Here is a 16,465-nt window from a genome sequence, read left to right as displayed (position 1 = left end):
CGCTGTGCTTTTGCTTTTGACTTGATCTGACTGCCCCAATGAGCCCGAGGCCGAACGCAGGCAGTGCGAAGCGGGCCGCTGTAAGAGCGGAACCATAAGCGGCCGTTACCGAAATAACGGATATGCCCCCCACCTCAAATCCACCCCAACCAACTCCAATACGTAGCCGCAAACACCAACATCAACCCATATCCAATCAACGTCACCAAAATCCCGACCTTGGCAAACTGCCGCGCGGTAAACGTGCCGGTCCCCAAACACACCATATTCTGCGGCGCATTGATGGGCAGGATAAACCCGTAGCTCATCACAAACCCCAGGAGCATCGTCATCCCCAGCCGACTGAACTCCCCGGGCAATGTCTGCAACACCGCAATCAAAATCGGCAACAACGCCGAGGTCAACGCCGTGGCACTGGCAAACCCCAAATGAATCACGATCAAAAACGCCCCCAGAATCGCAAACACCCCCAGCGGCCCCACCTGGTCCAACCCGGTATGCGCCACCACCTGCGATCCCAGCCACTGCCCCGCCTGGGTGGTCAGCAACGCCGTACCCAGGCTGATGCCAACCCCAAACACAATCACCGTGCCCCACGGAATCCGCGACTGCACATCCTTCCAGGTCATCACCCCGATCCCCGGCATCAGCAAGAACACCAGCCCGGCATACGTCGTCGAGGTCGTATCAAAGCTGTGCAACCGCCCCTCAGTCGCCCACGCCAGCAACAGCAGCACCGACACCGTCAGCAAGCGCTTCTGCGGCCCCGTCATCGGCCCGATGTCCACCAGCGATTGCGCCACCGCCTCCTTGCCTCCGGGAATGCTGTCACTCTCCGGCGGCAGCAGCTTCAACACCAAAAACAACAACACCGCCGACATGATCAGCGCCCACGGCGCCCCAGCGATCAACCAGTCGATCCACGACACCCGCTGCCCCAGCATCTTGTCCATGAAGCCAACCGTCAGCAGGTTCTGCGCCGCCGCCGTCTGGATACCGACGTTCCAGATGCTCGTACCCTGGGCCACGACGATCATGATCCCGGCCGCAATATTCGAACGCTTGTCCACGCCAAACGCGGCAATCACCCCCATCATGATCGGCACCACACACGCACTGCGGGCCGTGGCGCTGGGCACCACCAGGCTCAAGAGGATGGTCACGGCAACTGCCCCGACGAGAATGCCCCGGGTGCTGGTACCCACGCGGGTCAGGGTGACCAACGCGATGCGCCGGTCCAGCCCGGTATGGGTCATGGCTGCGGCGATAAACAGCGCGCCGGCCACCAGCGCCAGCGCCGGGTTGGAAAACCCCGTCAACGCCATGCTGATGGCCGGGCTGGAACCGATCAGGTGCGTCGGGTCTTGCAGCGACGGCGCAGTGCCGAGCAAAAACGCCATCAACGAGGTGATCATGATCGCGCTGGCCTCGTAGGAGACCGCTTCGGTGATCCATACCACCACCGCAAACGCGAGGATCGCCAGCATCCGGTGCCCGGCCACCGGCAAGTCGGCCGGCAGCGGCAACAGCAGCACGCCGACCATCACCAGTACGCCGACCACCAGGCCCAGGGGCAACTTGAATGAAGCAGCTGTTGTTGCGGGGGCACTCATGGGGTTCTCCGTCGGCCGTGAAATCTGGCCCACAGCATGAGGCAAAGCGTCACGCCCGGTGTTGACGGGTATCAAGTGGCTAGGCCAATAACTGGGTCAACACCGCCCGCAACTTGCCGGGCTTGACCGGCTTGTTCAGCAATGGCACGTCCAGGCGCTGCAATGCACGGCGGCATTGGTCGGTGCGGTCGGCGGTGATAATCACTGCCGGAATCCTGCAGCCAAAATGCTCGCGCAACTGGTGCACGACCTCACAGCCCACCACGCCATGGTCCAGGTGGTAGTCCGCGAGAATCAGCTCCGGTGCCCGGCCCTGCAACGCAACCAGTGCGCCGGCCTGATCGGTCGCAGTGACCACTTCGCAGCCCCACTGCCCAAGCAGCGCGCTCATGCTGTCGAGGATGCCGACTTCGTTATCCAGCACCAGCAGCCGCCTCCCCGGCAGCGGGTTGCCGGTGCTCGGTTGCGCGGCCACCACACTGATGGGCAGCGGCATGTCCTCGCTGATGGGGACTTCGATGCTGAACATCGAACCGCGCCCCGGCCACGAACGCACCGCCACCGGATAACCGAGGACCTCGGCGATACGCTCGACAATCGCCAACCCCAGTCCCACGCCCTTGCGGTCGGCGGCGCGGCCCACGTCCAGTTGATTGAACTCCAGGAAGATGGCGTCCAGGCGGTCCGCCGCAATTCCGCGCCCGGTGTCCCACACCTCCAGGCGCAACCGCTCACCCCGGCGGCGGGCGCCCAGCAGGATGGAGCCCGCGCTCGTGTAGCGGCAGGCGTTGCTGAGGAAATTGCGCAGGATCCGCGTCACCAGCCGCAGGTCGGTGTTGATTGCGTAATGGCCTGTACGCGCCCGCAGGTTCAGCCCGGACGCCGCGGCCACCGACTGGAATTCCGAGACCAGCGGTGCGAACAGTTCGTCGAGACGGTACAGGGCGATGTCCGGCTTGACCGCCGCTTGATCGAGTCGGGAAATGTCCAGCAAGTCGGTGAGCAAATCCTCGGCGCCTTCCAGGGCCTGATGGGTGCGCTCCACCAACACGTGTTCGACGCTGGGCAAGTTGCGCTCGCGCAGGGTGGAAATCAGCAAGCGTGCGGCGTTGAGGGGTTGCAGCAGGTCATGACTGGCGGCGGCAAGGTATTTGTCCTTGCTGCGGTTGGCGGCCTGGGCGGCATCCCGGGCATCGCGCAGGTCCTGCTCGATCTTCTCGCGCTGGGCGATTTGCTGTTGCAGGTTGCGGTTGGCTTCCAGCAACTCGTCGGTACGCGCCGCGACCCGCTGTTCCAATTCGTCGTTGAGGCGGATGTAGCGATTGCGCTCGGCTTCCAGCTCGTCGAGGCGCGCGGTCAGTTCGGGGTAATGACTCTTGCGCGCCGAGTGGTTGCCCAGCCCCAGGAGCCCCGCGAGTGCCCGTTGCTGATCGTCAGAGAGCTTCGCCATAGACGACCTCGACGTCACGCTGGCTGGACTCACGCGGGTTGGTAAGGATGCACGGGTCGTGCATGGCGTGCTGCGACAGAAAGGGAATGTCCGCCACTCGAATCCCATGCAGGCCGAGGGTTTCATGGAAGCCGATCGCATGCTTCAACGCGATCAAATGGTCCACCAGCCGGCCGCAGATTTGCCGGTGGTTGAGGCCCCGGCAATCAATGCCGAAGGTCTCGGCAATCACCTTGAAACGCTCCGGTGCCGCGCTGTAGTTGAACGCCACCACATGTTCCACCAGCACCGCGTTGCACAGGCCATGGGGCAGGTCGAGAAAGCCGCCAAGGCTGTGGGACATGGCATGCACCGCGCCGAGGATCGCGTTGGAAAACGCCAGCCCGGCCTGCATGCTGCCCAGCATGATTTTCTCCCGCAGGGCGATGTCGCCGGGGTTGGCGATCATCTGCACCAGGTTGCCATTGATCAGGCGCATGGCTTCCAGCGCGTGGGGATCGGTCAGCGGGCCGTGGCCGGTGGACACGAAGGCCTCGATGGCATGCACCAGCGCATCGATGCCGGTACAGGCCGAGAGAAACGGGTCCATGCTCGCCGTGGTTTCCGGGTCGATCAGTGAAACATCGGGCACCACCGCCTTGCTGACGATGGAGAACTTCATGCGCTCCTGCTGGTTGGAAATGATCACGAACTGCGAGACATCCGCCGAGGAGCCCGCGGTAGTCGGGATCAGGATCAGCGGCGGGCTCGGCACGCGGATGGTGTCGACGCCTTCGAAGTCGAGGATGCTGCAGCCATGGGCGACCACGATGCCGATGGCCTTGCCGCAGTCCATCGGGCTGCCGCCACCGACGGCGACGATCACGTCGCAATGGTTTTCACGGTAGACCTCGGCGCCGAGCATCACCTCTTCAACCCGGGGGTTGGGCGAAACGGCGGTGTACAGGCAGTAGTCGATGCCGATGGCTTGCAGGCTGGCCTCGACATCGGCCACCCAGCCGACAGCAACCACGCCGGGATCACTCACCACCAACACCTTGCGCGCGCCAAAGGTCTTGGCGTAGTTGCCTACGTTGTGCCGGCAGCCGGCGCCAAAGATGATTTCAGGGGAAACGAATTTACGCAGGAGACTCAGGTTCGGGCTCATTGGTAAGCCTGTTTTTATTATTCTGGAAGATGCGCTCCACACTAACCCATCCGACACTGAATGCAATCAGACCAATGGGTGGCGCTGAAACCGCGACGTACGGCACGATCTACTACTTTGGTACTGATTCCCCTCTCTATCGTCGCATTCCCAAGGCATCGAGACTGGCATGTAATGGGCACATGACCCTATGGATCGAACCTGCTTGAATAAGCAAAAACAATAAGGCGAACGTCCATGTACAAAATTCTGATAGCCGACGATCACCCACTGTTTCGCGAGGCGATCCACAACGTCATCAGCGACGGGTTCCCGGGCAGCGAAGTGATGGAAACCGGCGACCTGGACAGCGCCCTGGCCCTGAGCCAGGAGCACGACGACCTGGATCTGATCCTGCTGGACCTGAACATGCCGGGCATGCACGGCCTCAATGGCCTGATCAACCTGCGCAACGAGTCGCCGACGATTCCGGTGGTGATCGTGTCCGCCGAGCAGGACAAGCAGGTCGTGCTGCAAGCCATCACCTATGGCGCGGTGGGGTTTATCACCAAGTCCTCGCCCAGGCTGCAGATGACCGAGGCAATCCAACAGATTCTCAACGGCAATGTGTATTTGCCGCCGGAGATTATTCGCAGCCAGAAAATCGGCGGGCAACGGCGCATGAATGATTGCCTGGGGCTTGCGCCGGAGCTGCTGCAGGCCCTGACCCGCAAGCAATTGCTGGTGCTGGAGCGGATGACCAAGGGTGACTCGAACAAGCAGATCGCCTATAGCCTGGAGATTGCCGAGACCACGGTGAAGGCCCATGTCTCGGCGATCCTGCGCAAGTTGAACGTGCACAATCGGGTGCAGGCGATTCTCAGCGCCGGGGACATCGACTTTGGTGCCTACCTGCGGCGCTGATACCCGTAGGGGCGGGATGCTGAGCGCATTTCAAGGCACCTGAATGAGGGCCCGAAACAGCATGCCCGCCGCAACCAGCACACACAGGGTGGCAAAACCCACCTGCAAGGTGCGCGCCTTGATCACCGAGCACAGGCGCCGCCCCGCCAACATGCCGACAATGCTCGACCCGATAAACACCCAGCCCATCGGCTCGATACTGACCCCGGCATGAAACGCGCCGATCACGCCGATCAACGAGATCAGGCTGATCACCATCAGCGAGGTGGCGACGATGCCGCGCATCTGCACATCGGTCAGTTGCTTGAACGCCGGTACGATCAGGAAGCCGCCGCCCACGCCGAGCAACCCCGAGACCGCACCGGTCACTGCGCCGAGGGCGGCCAGGGTGGCGGTGCATTTGGCGGTCCAGGAAAAGCGCCCGGTCTGTTGGTCGAGCATGCAGTTCTTCTGGCCCCAGGACGCGGTGCCGTGGTCGCTCGGCCCGGCCTCAAGCTTCTCCCGTTGCAGCATGCGCCAGGCCACCAGCACCATCAGCGCACTGAACAGGCCCATCAGGACTTTCTCCGACATCTGGTGGGCGAAGAACACCCCCAGCGGCGAAAACAGCGCGCCAAGCAGCGCAATCAGCAGCGCCGCGCGGTAACGCACCAGGCCATGGCGCAAACCGTCGACAGCCCCCACGGCAGCGGCCGCGCCCACCGCGAACAACGACACGGGCGCGGCCTGGGTCATGGTCAACCCCAGCCCCAATACCAGGGCCGGGACACCAAGAATGCCGCCTCCGGCACCGGTCAAGCCCATGACCAACCCCATCAACACGCCCAGAAAACTTGCCAGCAGCATAGGGTTGCCTCAATCCACCTTGGCCAGACGGGTCAGCCACTCGCGGCCCTTGAGCATGCCGTTCCAGTAGAACCACGGCAGGAAACTCGCCTTGAGGAACCACGCCGAACGCCGCGCCACAGTCGGGTCGAGGGGAAAGGTCGGCAGCAACTTGCCGCCATAGCCAAACTCGGCCAGCACCACCTTGCCCTTCTCCACGGTCAGCGGGCAGGAGCCATAGCCGTCGTACTTGAGGGGCAACGGTGCCTGTCTGCGCAGGGCCAGCAGGTTTTCCGCCACCACCACGATTTGCTTGCGCACCGCCGCGGCGGTCTTGGCGTTGGTGGTGGAACACACATCGCCCAGGCCGAAGATGTGCGGGTAGCGCAGGTGTTGCAGGCTCTGGGGATTCACTTCGCACCAGCCGGCGGCATCGGCCAGGGGGCTGTGGCGAATGAAGTCCGGCGAGACCTGTGGCGGGACGACGTGCAGCAGGTCGAAGGTTTTCTCTTCGACGCGCACATTGCCTTCGGCGTCCTTGATTTCGAACCAGGCCTTGCGCGCGGGGCCGTCGACCTTGACCAGGTTGGAGTTGAATGCCAGTTGCGCCGAGTACTTTTCAACGTACTTCATCAGCGGCGGCACGAAGGTCGGCACGCCGAACAAGGCGGCACCAGCCAGGTTGAATTCGACCTTGATGTTTTTCAGGTCACCCTGGCGGAGCCAGTGATCGCACGACAGGTACATGGCTTTTTGCGGAGCGCCGGCACATTTGATCGGCATGGCCGGTTGGGTAAAGATCGCCTTGCCATTTTTGAGTTGCTGCACCAGTTGCCAGGTGTAGGCGGCGTGCTCATAGCTGTAGTTGGACGTTACGCCATGCCGGCCGAGGGTCTCTTGCAGGCCTTCGATCTTCTCCCAGGCCAGGCGCAGGCCCGGGCACACGATGAGGTTCTTCCAACTGACGCGCTGGCCGCTGTCGAGCACCAGGGTTTGCTCGTCGGGCACTAATTCGCTGACCGCGGCCTGGATCCAGGTGACGCCGTTGGGCAGCACGTCGGCCATGGGGCGCACGGTCCTGGTAACGTCATAAGCCCCACCGCCCACCAGGGTCCAGGCCGGCTGGTAGTAGTGGTGGTCGCTGGGCTCGATCAGGATGATGTTCAGGTGCGGGTCGCGCTTGAGCAGGCTGGCCAGCAGGCCGATGCCTGCCGAGCCGCCACCGATGACAACGATATCGCCACTGATGGTAGGTCCCCAGTGTTGGTCGTTCATGGTCTATGGCCTTTTTCAGTTAATGCACGCAAGGGTCGTTGCCGTATGGCACCACGCCCTAGCTGTTTGCCACCACGATGCCATCCTTTGCCTCGGGTCCTTTAATTCACTTAAGCTCACAAGGTTATGTGGAAACCTAACTGAATGTAAGTCGCCATTAGCTATCTGGGAAACCCGTCATGTCAGCGTTGATTCAATCCTTTCTGGACGAGGCGTCGTCGACCTACACCTACGTCGTCTATGAAACGGACGGTGGCCCATGCGCCATCGTTGATTCGGTGCTCAACTACGACCCGGCCTCCGGACGCACCGGCACCGGCCAGGCGGACAAGGTGATCGCGTTTGTGCGCGAGCATGGCTTGCAGGTGCAGTGGTTGCTGGAAACCCACGCCCATGCGGATCATCTGTCGGCTGCGCCTTATTTGCGTCGCCAGCTGGGGGGCAAGATCGCGATTGGCCAGTCCATCAGCAAGGTGCAGGGAGTGTTCAAGAACCTGTTCAACCTGGAGCCGGAGTTTCGGGTGGATGGGTCGCAGTTCGACCATCTGTTTGCGCCGGATGAGGTGTTTCACATCGGCAACCTGAAGGCCCAGGCGCTGCATGTGCCGGGGCATACGCCGGCGGACATGGCTTACCTGATTGATGACCAGTTGATTCTGGTGGGCGACACGCTGTTCATGCCGGACGTGGGCACGGCGCGCTGCGATTTCCCTGGTGGGGATGCGCGCCAGCTGTATGGGTCGATGCGCAAGTTGTTGGCCTTCGCGCCTGAAACCCGCCTTTATGTGTGCCATGACTATCCGCCCGAAGGACGCGCAGCCAAGTGCCTGACCACGGTGGCTGAACAGCGGGCGGGGAATATTCATGTGCATGACGGGGTGGATGAGGCGGCGTTTGTCGAGATGCGCACCACGCGGGATGCCGGGTTGGGCATGCCCACGCTGTTGTTGCCGGCGATTCAGGTGAATGTGCGGGCCGGGGTGATGCCGCCGGCGGAAGGAAATGGGGTGGTTTATTTGAAGATTCCCCTCAACCAGCTTTGAAATGCACTACAAAATGTGGGAGCGGGCTTGCTCGCGAATGCGGTGTATCAGNNCTCCCACATTTGTTTTGTGTCGTTCGTTAGCCGAGGTTGATGCCGTTAGCCGGTAGCGGCAGCGCGGTTTTGTAGCGCACTTGCTTGAGGGCAAAGCTGGAGCGGATGTTGGCGACACCCGGGACTTTGGTCAGGAAGTCCATCATGAAACGCTCCAGGGACTGGATGGTCGGCACCAGCACCCGGATCAGATAATCGGGGTCGCCGGCCATCAGGTAGCACTCCATCACTTCGGGGCGATCCGAAATCGCCCCTTCGAATTGCTGCAATGCCAATTCGTTCTGCTTTTCCAGGCTGACGTGGATGAACACATTGACGTGCAGCCCCAGCAGGTCGGCGTCCAGCAGCGTCACCTGGTCGCGAATCAGCCCCAGTTCTTCCATGGCCTTGACCCGGTTGAAACACGGCGTGGGCGACAGGTTGACCGAACGGGCCAGGTCGGCGTTGGTGATGCGGGCGTTCTCCTGAAGGGCGTTCAGAATGCCGATATCGATACGGTCCAGTTTGCGCATGAGACAAAACCACCTGTTTATTATGTTTATGCAGTTTTTTTATCCCCAAATGATCTCCAACGCAATGAAACAGAGATAAATATTCTCCTGAGCCGAGCCTATGATTGTTGTAGGACAAGATTTCTTCTACCCGAAGAAGGACTGTCAGCTACCGCGCCCACTACAAGAAATTCACAAGATAGAGCGTAGAAAGCCATGACTCAGCAGTACGAACCACTGCGCCTGCACGTTCCCGAACCCTCGGGCCGCCCAGGCTGCAAGACCGACTTTACCTACCTGCGCCTGACTGACGCTGGCCTGGTGCGCAAACCCCCAATCGACGTAGAACCCGCCGACACCGCCGACCTGGCCAAGGGCCTGATTCGCGTGCTCGACGATCAAGGCCAGGCCCTCGGCCCATGGGCTGAAGGCGTGCCAGTCGAGATTCTGCGCAAGGGCATGCGCGCCATGCTCAAGACGCGGATCTTCGACAACCGCATGGTGGTCGCCCAGCGTCAGAAGAAGATGTCGTTCTACATGCAGAGCCTCGGCGAAGAAGCCATCGGCAGCGCCCAGGCCCTGGCCTTGAACATCGACGACATGTGCTTCCCCACCTACCGTCAGCAAAGCATCCTGATGGCCCGGGAAGTGCCGCTGGTAGACCTGATCTGCCAACTGCTGTCCAACGAGCGCGACCCGCTCAAGGGCCGCCAGTTGCCGATCATGTACTCGGTAAAAGATGCCGGCTTCTTCACGATTTCCGGCAACCTGGCCACCCAATTCGTACAAGGCGTGGGCTGGGGCATGGCCTCGGCCATCAAGGGCGATACCAAGATTGCCTCGGCCTGGATCGGCGACGGCGCCACCGCTGAATCCGACTTCCACACCGCCCTCACCTTCGCCCACGTGTACCGGGCACCCGTGATTCTTAACGTAGTGAACAACCAGTGGGCGATCTCCACCTTCCAGGCCATTGCCGGCGGTGAAGCCACGACCTTTGCCGGACGCGGCGTGGGTTGCGGCATCGCCTCCCTGCGGGTGGACGGCAACGACTTTGTCGCGGTGTACGCCGCCTCCGCCTGGGCCGCCGAACGTGCCCGCCGTAACCTGGGGCCGACCCTGATCGAGTGGGTGACCTACCGCGCCGGCCCACACTCCACCTCCGATGACCCGTCCAAATACCGTCCCGCCGACGACTGGAGCCACTTCCCGCTGGGCGACCCGATCGCCCGCCTCAAGCAGCACCTGATCAAGATGGGTCAGTGGTCCGAAGAGGAACACGCGGCGGTCAGTGCCGAACTTGAAGCCGAAGTGCTCAAGGCCCAGAAAGAAGCCGAACAGTACGGCACCCTGGCCGGTGGCCAGATTCCAAGCGCCGCGACCATGTTCGAAGACGTTTATAAAGAGATGCCGGAGCACTTGAAGCGCCAGCGTCAAGAGTTGGGGATCTGACATGAACGATCACAACAACAATATCGAGCTGGAAACCGCCATGACCACCACGACCATGACCATGATCCAGGCCTTGCGCTCGGCCATGGATGTGATGCTTGAGCGAGACGACAATGTGGTGGTGTTCGGCCAGGACGTCGGTTACTTCGGCGGCGTGTTCCGTTGCACCGAAGGCTTGCAGAACAAATACGGCACCTCGCGGGTGTTTGACGCACCGATCTCCGAAAGCGGGATCGTCGGCGTGGCGGTCGGCATGGGCGCCTATGGCCTGCGGCCGGTGGCCGAGATTCAGTTCGCCGACTACGTGTACCCCGCCACCGACCAGATCATTTCCGAAGCGGCCCGCCTGCGTTATCGCTCGGCCGGCCAGTTCACGGCACCGCTGACCATGCGCATGCCCTGCGGCGGCGGCATCTACGGCGGCCAGACCCACAGCCAGAGTATTGAAGCGGTGTTCACCCAGGTCTGCGGCCTGCGCACGGTGATGCCGTCCAATCCGTACGACGCCAAGGGCCTGCTGATCGCCTCCATCGAAAACGATGACCCGGTGATCTTCCTCGAACCCAAGCGCCTGTATAACGGCCCGTTCGACGGCCACCACGACCGCCCGGTAACCCCGTGGTCGAAACACCCGCAAGCGCAGGTGCCGGACGGTTACTACACCGTGCCGCTGGATGTGGCCGCCATCGCCCGCCCGGGCAAGGACGTGACGATCCTCACCTACGGCACCACGGTGTATGTGTCGCAAGTCGCCGCCGAAGAAACCGGCATCGACGCCGAAGTCATCGACCTGCGCAGCCTGTGGCCGCTGGACCTGGAAACCATCGTCAATTCCGTGAAGAAAACCCGTCGCTGCGTGATCGTTCACGAAGCCACCCGTACCTGTGGGTTCGGCGCCGAGCTGGTGGCGCTGGTGCAGGAGCATTGCTTCCACTACCTGGAAGCGCCGATCGAGCGCGTCACCGGTTGGGACACCCCCTACCCGCACGCGCAAGAGTGGGCGTATTTCCCTGGCCCGACCCGTGTGGGCGCGGCTTTGCATCGGGTTATGGAGGTCTGAATGGGCACGCACGTTATCAAGATGCCGGACATTGGCGAAGGCATCGCAGAAGTTGAATTGTCGGTATGGCACGTCAAGGTCGGCGACCTGGTGGTAGAAGACCAGGTGCTGGCGGACGTGATGACCGACAAGGCCATGGTGGACATTCCGTCGCCGGTGCACGGCAAGGTGATTTCCCTCGGCGGCGAGCCGGGGGAAGTCATGGCGGTGGGCAGTGTTTTGATCAGTATCGAAGTGGAAGGCGCGGGCAATACCAGGGAGTCGGCGTTGTCGGCGGTGGTTGAAGAGGTCGCGCCGGCACCGGCTCCTGCACCGAAAGTCGAAGCCAGGGCCGCGCCGGTGGTTGAACCCAAGCCGGCAGCCAAACCTGCGGTGGCGGCTGCGCAAGCGCCCGTGGCCCGCGAGGCCGATGACCGCCCGCTGGCCTCCCCGGCCGTGCGCAAACATGCGCTGGATGCTGGCATCCAGCTACGACTGGTCCAGGGCTCCGGCCCGGCCGGCCGGATTCTGCATGAAGATCTGGACGCTTACTTGCTCCAGGGTCCGGCGAAAAATTCCGGGGCCTCCAACCCGTACGCCGAACGCAACGACGAGCAGCAAATCCCGGTGATCGGCATGCGCCGCAAGATCGCCCAGCGCATGCAGGACGCCACCCGGCGCGCCGCGCATTTCAGCTATGTGGAAGAGATCGACGTCACCGCCCTCGATGAGTTGCGCGTGCACCTCAACGAGAAACACGGCGCTACCCGCGGCAAGCTGACCCTGCTGCCGTTCCTGGTGCGGGCCATGGTCGTCGCATTGCGCGACTATCCGCAGATCAACGCGCGTTATGACGACGAAGCCCAGGTCATCACCCGCCTCGGCGCGGTGCATGTGGGTGTCGCCACCCAGAGCGATGTCGGCCTGATGGTGCCGGTGGTGCGTCACGCCGAAGCCCGCGACCTGTGGGGCACGGCGCAAGAAATCAATCGCTTGGCGAATGCGGCGCGCAATGGCAAGGCCAGTCGCGATGAGCTGTCGGGCTCGAGCATCACCCTGACCAGCCTCGGTGCGTTGGGCGGGATTGTCAGCACCCCGGTGCTGAACCTGCCGGAAGTGGCCATCGTCGGGGTCAACCGCATTGTCGAGCGGCCGATGGTGATCAAGGGCCAGATCGTGATCCGCAAGATGATGAACCTCTCCAGCTCCTTCGATCACCGGGTGGTCGATGGCATGGACGCGGCGCAATTCATCCAGGCCATCCGTGGCCTGCTCGAACAACCCGCCAGCCTGTTCCTGGAGTAACCCATGTCTCAAACATTGCACACCACGCTGCTGATCATCGGCGGTGGGCCTGGCGGTTACGTGGCAGCGATTCGCGCCGGCCAGCTGGGCATTCCGACCATCCTGGTGGAAGGCCAATCGCTGGGCGGCACCTGCCTGAACATCGGCTGCATTCCGTCCAAGGCGCTGATCCATGTCGCCGAACAGTTCCAGCAAACCGTGCACCACAGCCAGGGTTCGCCGTTGGGTATCGAAGTCGATGTGCCGACCCTGGACATCGGCAAAAGCGTTGAATGGAAAGACGGCATCGTCGACCGCCTGACCACCGGCGTTGCCGCGCTGCTGAAAAAACACAAGGTCCAGGTCATCCAGGGCTGGGCCAAGGTCGTGGACGGCAAGACCGTCGATGTCGGCGACCAGCGCATCCAGTGTGAACACCTGTTGCTGGCCACCGGCTCGAAAAGTGTCAACCTGCCGATGCTGCCGATTGGCGGGCCGATCATCTCCTCCACCGAAGCCCTGGCGCCGAAACGCATCCCGAAACGCTTGATCGTGGTGGGCGGCGGCTACATTGGCCTGGAATTGGGGATTGCCTATCGCAAGCTCGGTGCCGAGGTCAGCGTGGTTGAGGCCCAGGACCGGATTTTGCCGGCCTACGACGCCGAACTGACCCAACCGGTGGCCGAATCCCTGAAGCAACTGGGGGTGAAGGTGTTCCTGAAACACAGCGTCACCGGTTTCGAGAACAACACCCTGCAAGTGCGTGACCCCAGCGGCGAGACGCTGTCGCTGGAAACCGACCAGGTATTGGTTGCCGTCGGTCGCAAACCCAACACCCAGGGCTGGAACCTCGAAGCCTTGAACCTGGACATGAACGGCTCGGCGATCAAGATCGACAGCCGCTGCCAGACCAGCATGCGCAATGTGTGGGCCATCGGTGACCTCAGCGGTGAACCGATGCTCGCCCACCGGGCCATGGCCCAGGGCGAAATGGTCGCCGAACTGATCAGCGGTAAATCCCGCGAATTCAACCCGGCCGCGATCCCGGCGGTGTGCTTCACCGACCCCGAACTGGTAGTGGTCGGCAAGACCCCGGACGAAGCCAGGGCGGCCGGGCTGGACTGCATCGTGTCGAGCTTCCCGTTCGCCGCCAATGGCAGGGCCATGACCCTGGAGTCGAAAACCGGCTTCGTGCGGGTAGTGGCGCGCCGCGACAATCACCTGATCGTCGGCTGGCAGGCGGTAGGCGTTGGCGTCTCGGAACTGTCCACGGCCTTCGGCCTGAGCCTGGAAATGGGTTCACGCCTGGAAGACGTGGCGGGCACCATCCACGCCCACCCGACACTCGGCGAAGCGGTACAGGAAGCAGCCCTGCGGGCCCTGGGGCATGCATTGCATCTATAAATGGCGAAGTTCAAATGTGGGAGCGGGCTTGCTCGCGAAAGCGGTGGATCAGCACCGAATGCATCGAATGACACGCCGCATTCGCGAGCAAGCCCGCTCCCACACAAGCCAAGAATGAAGTATTGTTGCGCCCATCCAGAAATAAACCATAAGCCTGCCTTCGACCAGGCGGTTGACAAAAGATAGAGGGTGTCATGGGTAACGAAAGCATCAATTGGGACAAGCTGGGTTTTGACTACATCAAGACCGACAAGCGTTTCCTCCAGACCTGGAAAGACGGCGAGTGGCAAAAAGGCACCCTGACCGACGACAACGTGCTGCACATCAGCGAGGGCTCCACCGCCCTGCACTACGGCCAGCAATGCTTTGAAGGCCTCAAGGCCTACCGCTGCAAGGACGGTTCGATCAACCTGTTCCGCCCCGACCAGAATGCCGCGCGCATGCAGCGCAGCTGTGGCCGCCTGCTGATGCCACAAGTGCCGACCGACGCCTTCATCGAAGCCTGCAAGGAAGTGGTCCGCGCCAACGAGCGGTTCATCCCGCCGTACGGCACCGGCGGCGCGCTGTACCTGCGCCCGTTCGTGATCGGCACCGGTGACAACATCGGCGTGCGCACCGCGCCGGAATTCATCTTCTCGATCTTCTGCATCCCGGTCGGCGCCTACTTCAAGGGCGGCCTGACCCCGCACAACTTCCTGATCTCCGGCTACGACCGTGCGGCTCCCAACGGCACCGGCGCAGCCAAGGTCGGTGGCAACTACGCCGCCAGCCTGATGCCCGGTTCCCTGGCGAAAAAAGCCAACTTCGCCGACTGCATCTACCTCGACCCGGCCACCCACTCGAAGATCGAAGAAGTCGGCTCGGCCAACTTCTTCGGGATCACCCACGACAACAAGTTCGTCACCCCGAACTCGCCGTCGGTGTTGCCAGGCATCACCCGCCTGTCGCTGATCGAGCTGGCAAAATCGCGCCTGGGCCTGGAAGTGGTTGAAGGCGACGTGCTGATCGACAAGCTGTCGGACTTCAAGGAAGCCGGCGCCTGCGGCACCGCCGCCGTGATCACCCCGATCGGCGGCATCGAGTACAAAGACAAGCTGCACGTGTTCTACAGCGAAAAAGAAGTCGGCCCGGTCACCCAGAAGCTCTACAAAGAGCTGACTGGCGTACAGTCCGGCGACGTCGAAGCGCCTGAGGGCTGGATCGTCAAGGTCTAAGCAACACTGCAAAACCAAACTGTGGGAGCGGGCTTGCTCGCGAAAGCGGAGTGTCAGTCGACAGATTTATTGGCTGATCCACCGCATTCGCGAGCAAGCCCGCTCCCACATTTGCTTTCAGTGCTTGGAAAACCGGGCTTCAGGCCTTATCCATCGGGATGTTTTCCAGGATCTTCTTGCCCATGCTGATCCGCGGCTCCGCGCCATAACCCAGCGCCTCATAAAACCCCATCACCGCGTCATTGCCACTGGTGATCTGCAGGTTGATCTTCATGCAACCCAGCGCCGTCAACGCCTGCTCCGCATGCCGCACCAACGAGGCGCCCAGGCCCTGGCGGCGATAGTCGTTGTGCACCGCCACTGAATACAACCAGCCACGATGCCCGTCGTAGCCTGCGAGGATGGTACCGATCACCGCCTTCTTGTCGGTGGCCACGAAGAACAACCCATCGTTGACCGCCAGCTTCTTGTCGATCGCCAGGCTCGGCAGGTTATGCGCCGCGTCATAACCAAACGCCGCCTGCCACAACGCCACCACCTGCGCCCGATGGGCCCGATCGCGATAGACGCCGATGGGATGGCGGGATGACAACGCCTTCTCCATCACCAGCGTGCGTTCATTGCCATGGTAGACATCGCGCACCGTGTGGAAACCCAGCTTGGTGTAGAACGGCTCGGCCGTCAGCGAAGACGGCACATGCAACAAGGTCACCCCGGCTTCCCGGGCGCGCAGCTCGATTTCAATCATCAGCAAGCGCCCGATGCCCTGCCCTTGCAGCGCCGGATTGACGAAGACCGAGCGCACCACATTGGCGTCAAGTGCCGCCGTGGCAACGATCACCTCATCCTGAACAGCCACCAGCACCGTTCGACGCGCGAGCAACGCCACGACAGCCTCGGGAGTAAAGTTGCTCGCCACCCGCGCAATCACATCCGCCGGATAATCCCGGGCGTTGCTGTCATGCAGGGCCGCCAGGATGACCTGGCTGATGCCCTCGGCATCGGTAGTTTGGGCGAGACGAACTTCAGTGGGCATGGTTTCTCCATCCAGACAAAAAACCTCAGGCAACACAATACCAATGTGGGAGCGGGCTTGCTCGCGAAGGCGGTGTATCAGCCACCGAATTTATTAACTGACCCACCGCTTTCGCGAGCAAGCCTTGATTACAGCGTGGAACGCACTCGCCACAGCTCGGGGAACAATACGGTGTCGAGCATCTTGCGCAGGTAACCCACGCCTTCGGTGCCGCCCGTACCAGGCTGGAAGCCGAT

The 16,465-nt window shown here is 62.1% G+C and carries 14 protein-coding genes and 1 pseudogene; 7 read left to right on the top strand and 8 right to left on the bottom strand.

Features of this window, described 5'->3' with window-relative positions; translation table 11 throughout:
• Positions 1-134: 134 nt before the first annotated feature.
• The 3 genes from HX786_RS07980 to ercA form a co-directional block, all read right to left on the bottom strand.
• Positions 135-1,613 (bottom strand): DASS family sodium-coupled anion symporter, encoded by a 1,479-nt coding sequence (locus HX786_RS07980; protein ID WP_134327016.1) that lies wholly within the window; start codon positions 1,611-1,613, stop codon positions 135-137.
• Between the two features lie 79 nt (positions 1,614-1,692).
• Positions 1,693-3,063: a hybrid sensor histidine kinase/response regulator gene (locus HX786_RS07975; protein ID WP_003207799.1), complete on the bottom strand. Its 1,371-nt coding sequence runs from the start codon at positions 3,061-3,063 to the stop codon at positions 1,693-1,695.
• Positions 3,047-4,210 carry an alcohol dehydrogenase-like regulatory protein ErcA gene (gene ercA / locus HX786_RS07970; RefSeq protein WP_003207798.1) on the bottom strand — a complete coding sequence of 388 codons (1,164 nt, stop codon included), beginning with the start codon at positions 4,208-4,210 and terminating at the stop codon, positions 3,047-3,049. Before ercA ends, HX786_RS07975 begins: the two co-directional genes overlap by 17 nt.
• A 237-nt stretch (positions 4,211-4,447) precedes the next feature.
• On the opposite strand from ercA, the gene HX786_RS07965 reads away from it, so the two are divergent.
• Positions 4,448-5,113, top strand: coding sequence for a response regulator transcription factor (locus tag HX786_RS07965; RefSeq protein ID WP_063028558.1), 666 nt, complete (start codon positions 4,448-4,450; stop codon positions 5,111-5,113).
• 30 nt (positions 5,114-5,143) lie between these two features.
• Here HX786_RS07965 and HX786_RS07960 read toward each other — a convergent pair whose 3' ends face one another.
• Positions 5,144-5,959, bottom strand: a complete 816-nt coding sequence (locus HX786_RS07960; RefSeq protein WP_003207794.1) for a sulfite exporter TauE/SafE family protein — start codon at positions 5,957-5,959, stop codon at positions 5,144-5,146.
• 9 nt (positions 5,960-5,968) lie between these two features.
• A complete protein-coding gene (locus HX786_RS07955; RefSeq protein WP_177047867.1) occupies positions 5,969-7,213 on the bottom strand; it encodes an FAD/NAD(P)-binding oxidoreductase in 1,245 nt (414 codons plus the stop codon).
• Positions 7,214-7,392: 179 nt separating this feature from the next.
• On the opposite strand from HX786_RS07955, the gene HX786_RS07950 reads away from it, so the two are divergent.
• Positions 7,393-8,256, top strand: a complete 864-nt coding sequence (locus HX786_RS07950) for an MBL fold metallo-hydrolase (RefSeq protein ID WP_003207791.1) — start codon at positions 7,393-7,395, stop codon at positions 8,254-8,256.
• A gap of 79 nt (positions 8,257-8,335) precedes the next feature.
• Here the strand turns inward: HX786_RS07950 and bkdR are convergent, their stop codons facing one another.
• Complete coding sequence (bkdR, locus tag HX786_RS07945; RefSeq protein WP_003212855.1) at positions 8,336-8,821, bottom strand: Bkd operon transcriptional regulator BkdR; 486 nt, start codon at positions 8,819-8,821, stop codon at positions 8,336-8,338.
• A gap of 195 nt (positions 8,822-9,016) precedes the next feature.
• On the opposite strand from bkdR, the gene HX786_RS07940 reads away from it, so the two are divergent.
• From HX786_RS07940 to HX786_RS07920, 5 genes are all read left to right on the top strand, one after another.
• Complete coding sequence (locus tag HX786_RS07940; RefSeq protein ID WP_178911914.1) at positions 9,017-10,252, top strand: 3-methyl-2-oxobutanoate dehydrogenase (2-methylpropanoyl-transferring) subunit alpha; 1,236 nt, start codon at positions 9,017-9,019, stop codon at positions 10,250-10,252.
• Position 10,253: 1 nt separating this feature from the next.
• On the top strand, positions 10,254-11,312 hold the full coding sequence (locus HX786_RS07935) for an alpha-ketoacid dehydrogenase subunit beta (RefSeq protein ID WP_003212859.1): 1,059 nt from the start codon (positions 10,254-10,256) through the stop codon (positions 11,310-11,312).
• On the top strand, positions 11,313-12,596 hold the full coding sequence (locus HX786_RS07930; RefSeq protein ID WP_102369558.1) for a dihydrolipoamide acetyltransferase family protein: 1,284 nt from the start codon (positions 11,313-11,315) through the stop codon (positions 12,594-12,596).
• Positions 12,597-12,599: 3 nt separating this feature from the next.
• On the top strand, positions 12,600-13,979 hold the full coding sequence (lpdA, locus tag HX786_RS07925; protein ID WP_008434480.1) for a dihydrolipoyl dehydrogenase: 1,380 nt from the start codon (positions 12,600-12,602) through the stop codon (positions 13,977-13,979).
• 194 nt (positions 13,980-14,173) lie between these two features.
• On the top strand, positions 14,174-15,193 hold the full coding sequence (locus tag HX786_RS07920) for a branched-chain amino acid aminotransferase (protein WP_003212864.1): 1,020 nt from the start codon (positions 14,174-14,176) through the stop codon (positions 15,191-15,193).
• A 139-nt stretch (positions 15,194-15,332) separates the two neighbouring features.
• On the opposite strand, the gene HX786_RS07915 is transcribed toward HX786_RS07920, so the two are convergent.
• Positions 15,333-16,229, bottom strand: coding sequence for a GNAT family acetyltransferase (locus HX786_RS07915; RefSeq protein WP_003212866.1), 897 nt, complete (start codon positions 16,227-16,229; stop codon positions 15,333-15,335).
• Between the two features lie 128 nt (positions 16,230-16,357).
• A pseudogene (locus HX786_RS07910) lies at positions 16,358-16,465 on the bottom strand (tryptophan 2,3-dioxygenase); the annotation flags it as partial.

Origin of the sequence: Pseudomonas sp. 21615526, from assembly GCF_013386245.1 — a bacterium.
Classification (GTDB): Bacteria; Pseudomonadota; Gammaproteobacteria; order Pseudomonadales; family Pseudomonadaceae; genus Aquipseudomonas.
Note: the sequence above shows the minus strand (reverse complement) of the source record. Positions and strands in the feature narration are given on the sequence as shown.

What these genes read in the sequence shown, in the direction of transcription:
- HX786_RS07980 (WP_134327016.1), bottom strand. Translation starts at nt 1,613, where the DNA reads ATGAGTGCCCCCGCAACAACAGCTGCTTCATTCAAGTTGCCCCTGGGC.
- HX786_RS07975 (WP_003207799.1), bottom strand. Translation starts at nt 3,063, where the DNA reads ATGGCGAAGCTCTCTGACGATCAGCAACGGGCACTCGCGGGGCTCCTG.
- ercA (WP_003207798.1), bottom strand. Translation starts at nt 4,210, where the DNA reads ATGAGCCCGAACCTGAGTCTCCTGCGTAAATTCGTTTCCCCTGAAATC.
- HX786_RS07965 (WP_063028558.1), top strand. Translation starts at nt 4,448, where the DNA reads ATGTACAAAATTCTGATAGCCGACGATCACCCACTGTTTCGCGAGGCG.
- HX786_RS07960 (WP_003207794.1), bottom strand. Translation starts at nt 5,959, where the DNA reads ATGCTGCTGGCAAGTTTTCTGGGCGTGTTGATGGGGTTGGTCATGGGC.
- HX786_RS07955 (WP_177047867.1), bottom strand. Translation starts at nt 7,213, where the DNA reads ATGAACGACCAACACTGGGGACCTACCATCAGTGGCGATATCGTTGTC.
- HX786_RS07950 (WP_003207791.1), top strand. Translation starts at nt 7,393, where the DNA reads ATGTCAGCGTTGATTCAATCCTTTCTGGACGAGGCGTCGTCGACCTAC.
- bkdR (WP_003212855.1), bottom strand. Translation starts at nt 8,821, where the DNA reads ATGCGCAAACTGGACCGTATCGATATCGGCATTCTGAACGCCCTTCAG.
- HX786_RS07940 (WP_178911914.1), top strand. Translation starts at nt 9,017, where the DNA reads ATGACTCAGCAGTACGAACCACTGCGCCTGCACGTTCCCGAACCCTCG.
- HX786_RS07935 (WP_003212859.1), top strand. Translation starts at nt 10,254, where the DNA reads ATGAACGATCACAACAACAATATCGAGCTGGAAACCGCCATGACCACC.
- HX786_RS07930 (WP_102369558.1), top strand. Translation starts at nt 11,313, where the DNA reads ATGGGCACGCACGTTATCAAGATGCCGGACATTGGCGAAGGCATCGCA.
- lpdA (WP_008434480.1), top strand. Translation starts at nt 12,600, where the DNA reads ATGTCTCAAACATTGCACACCACGCTGCTGATCATCGGCGGTGGGCCT.
- HX786_RS07920 (WP_003212864.1), top strand. Translation starts at nt 14,174, where the DNA reads ATGGGTAACGAAAGCATCAATTGGGACAAGCTGGGTTTTGACTACATC.
- HX786_RS07915 (WP_003212866.1), bottom strand. Translation starts at nt 16,229, where the DNA reads ATGCCCACTGAAGTTCGTCTCGCCCAAACTACCGATGCCGAGGGCATC.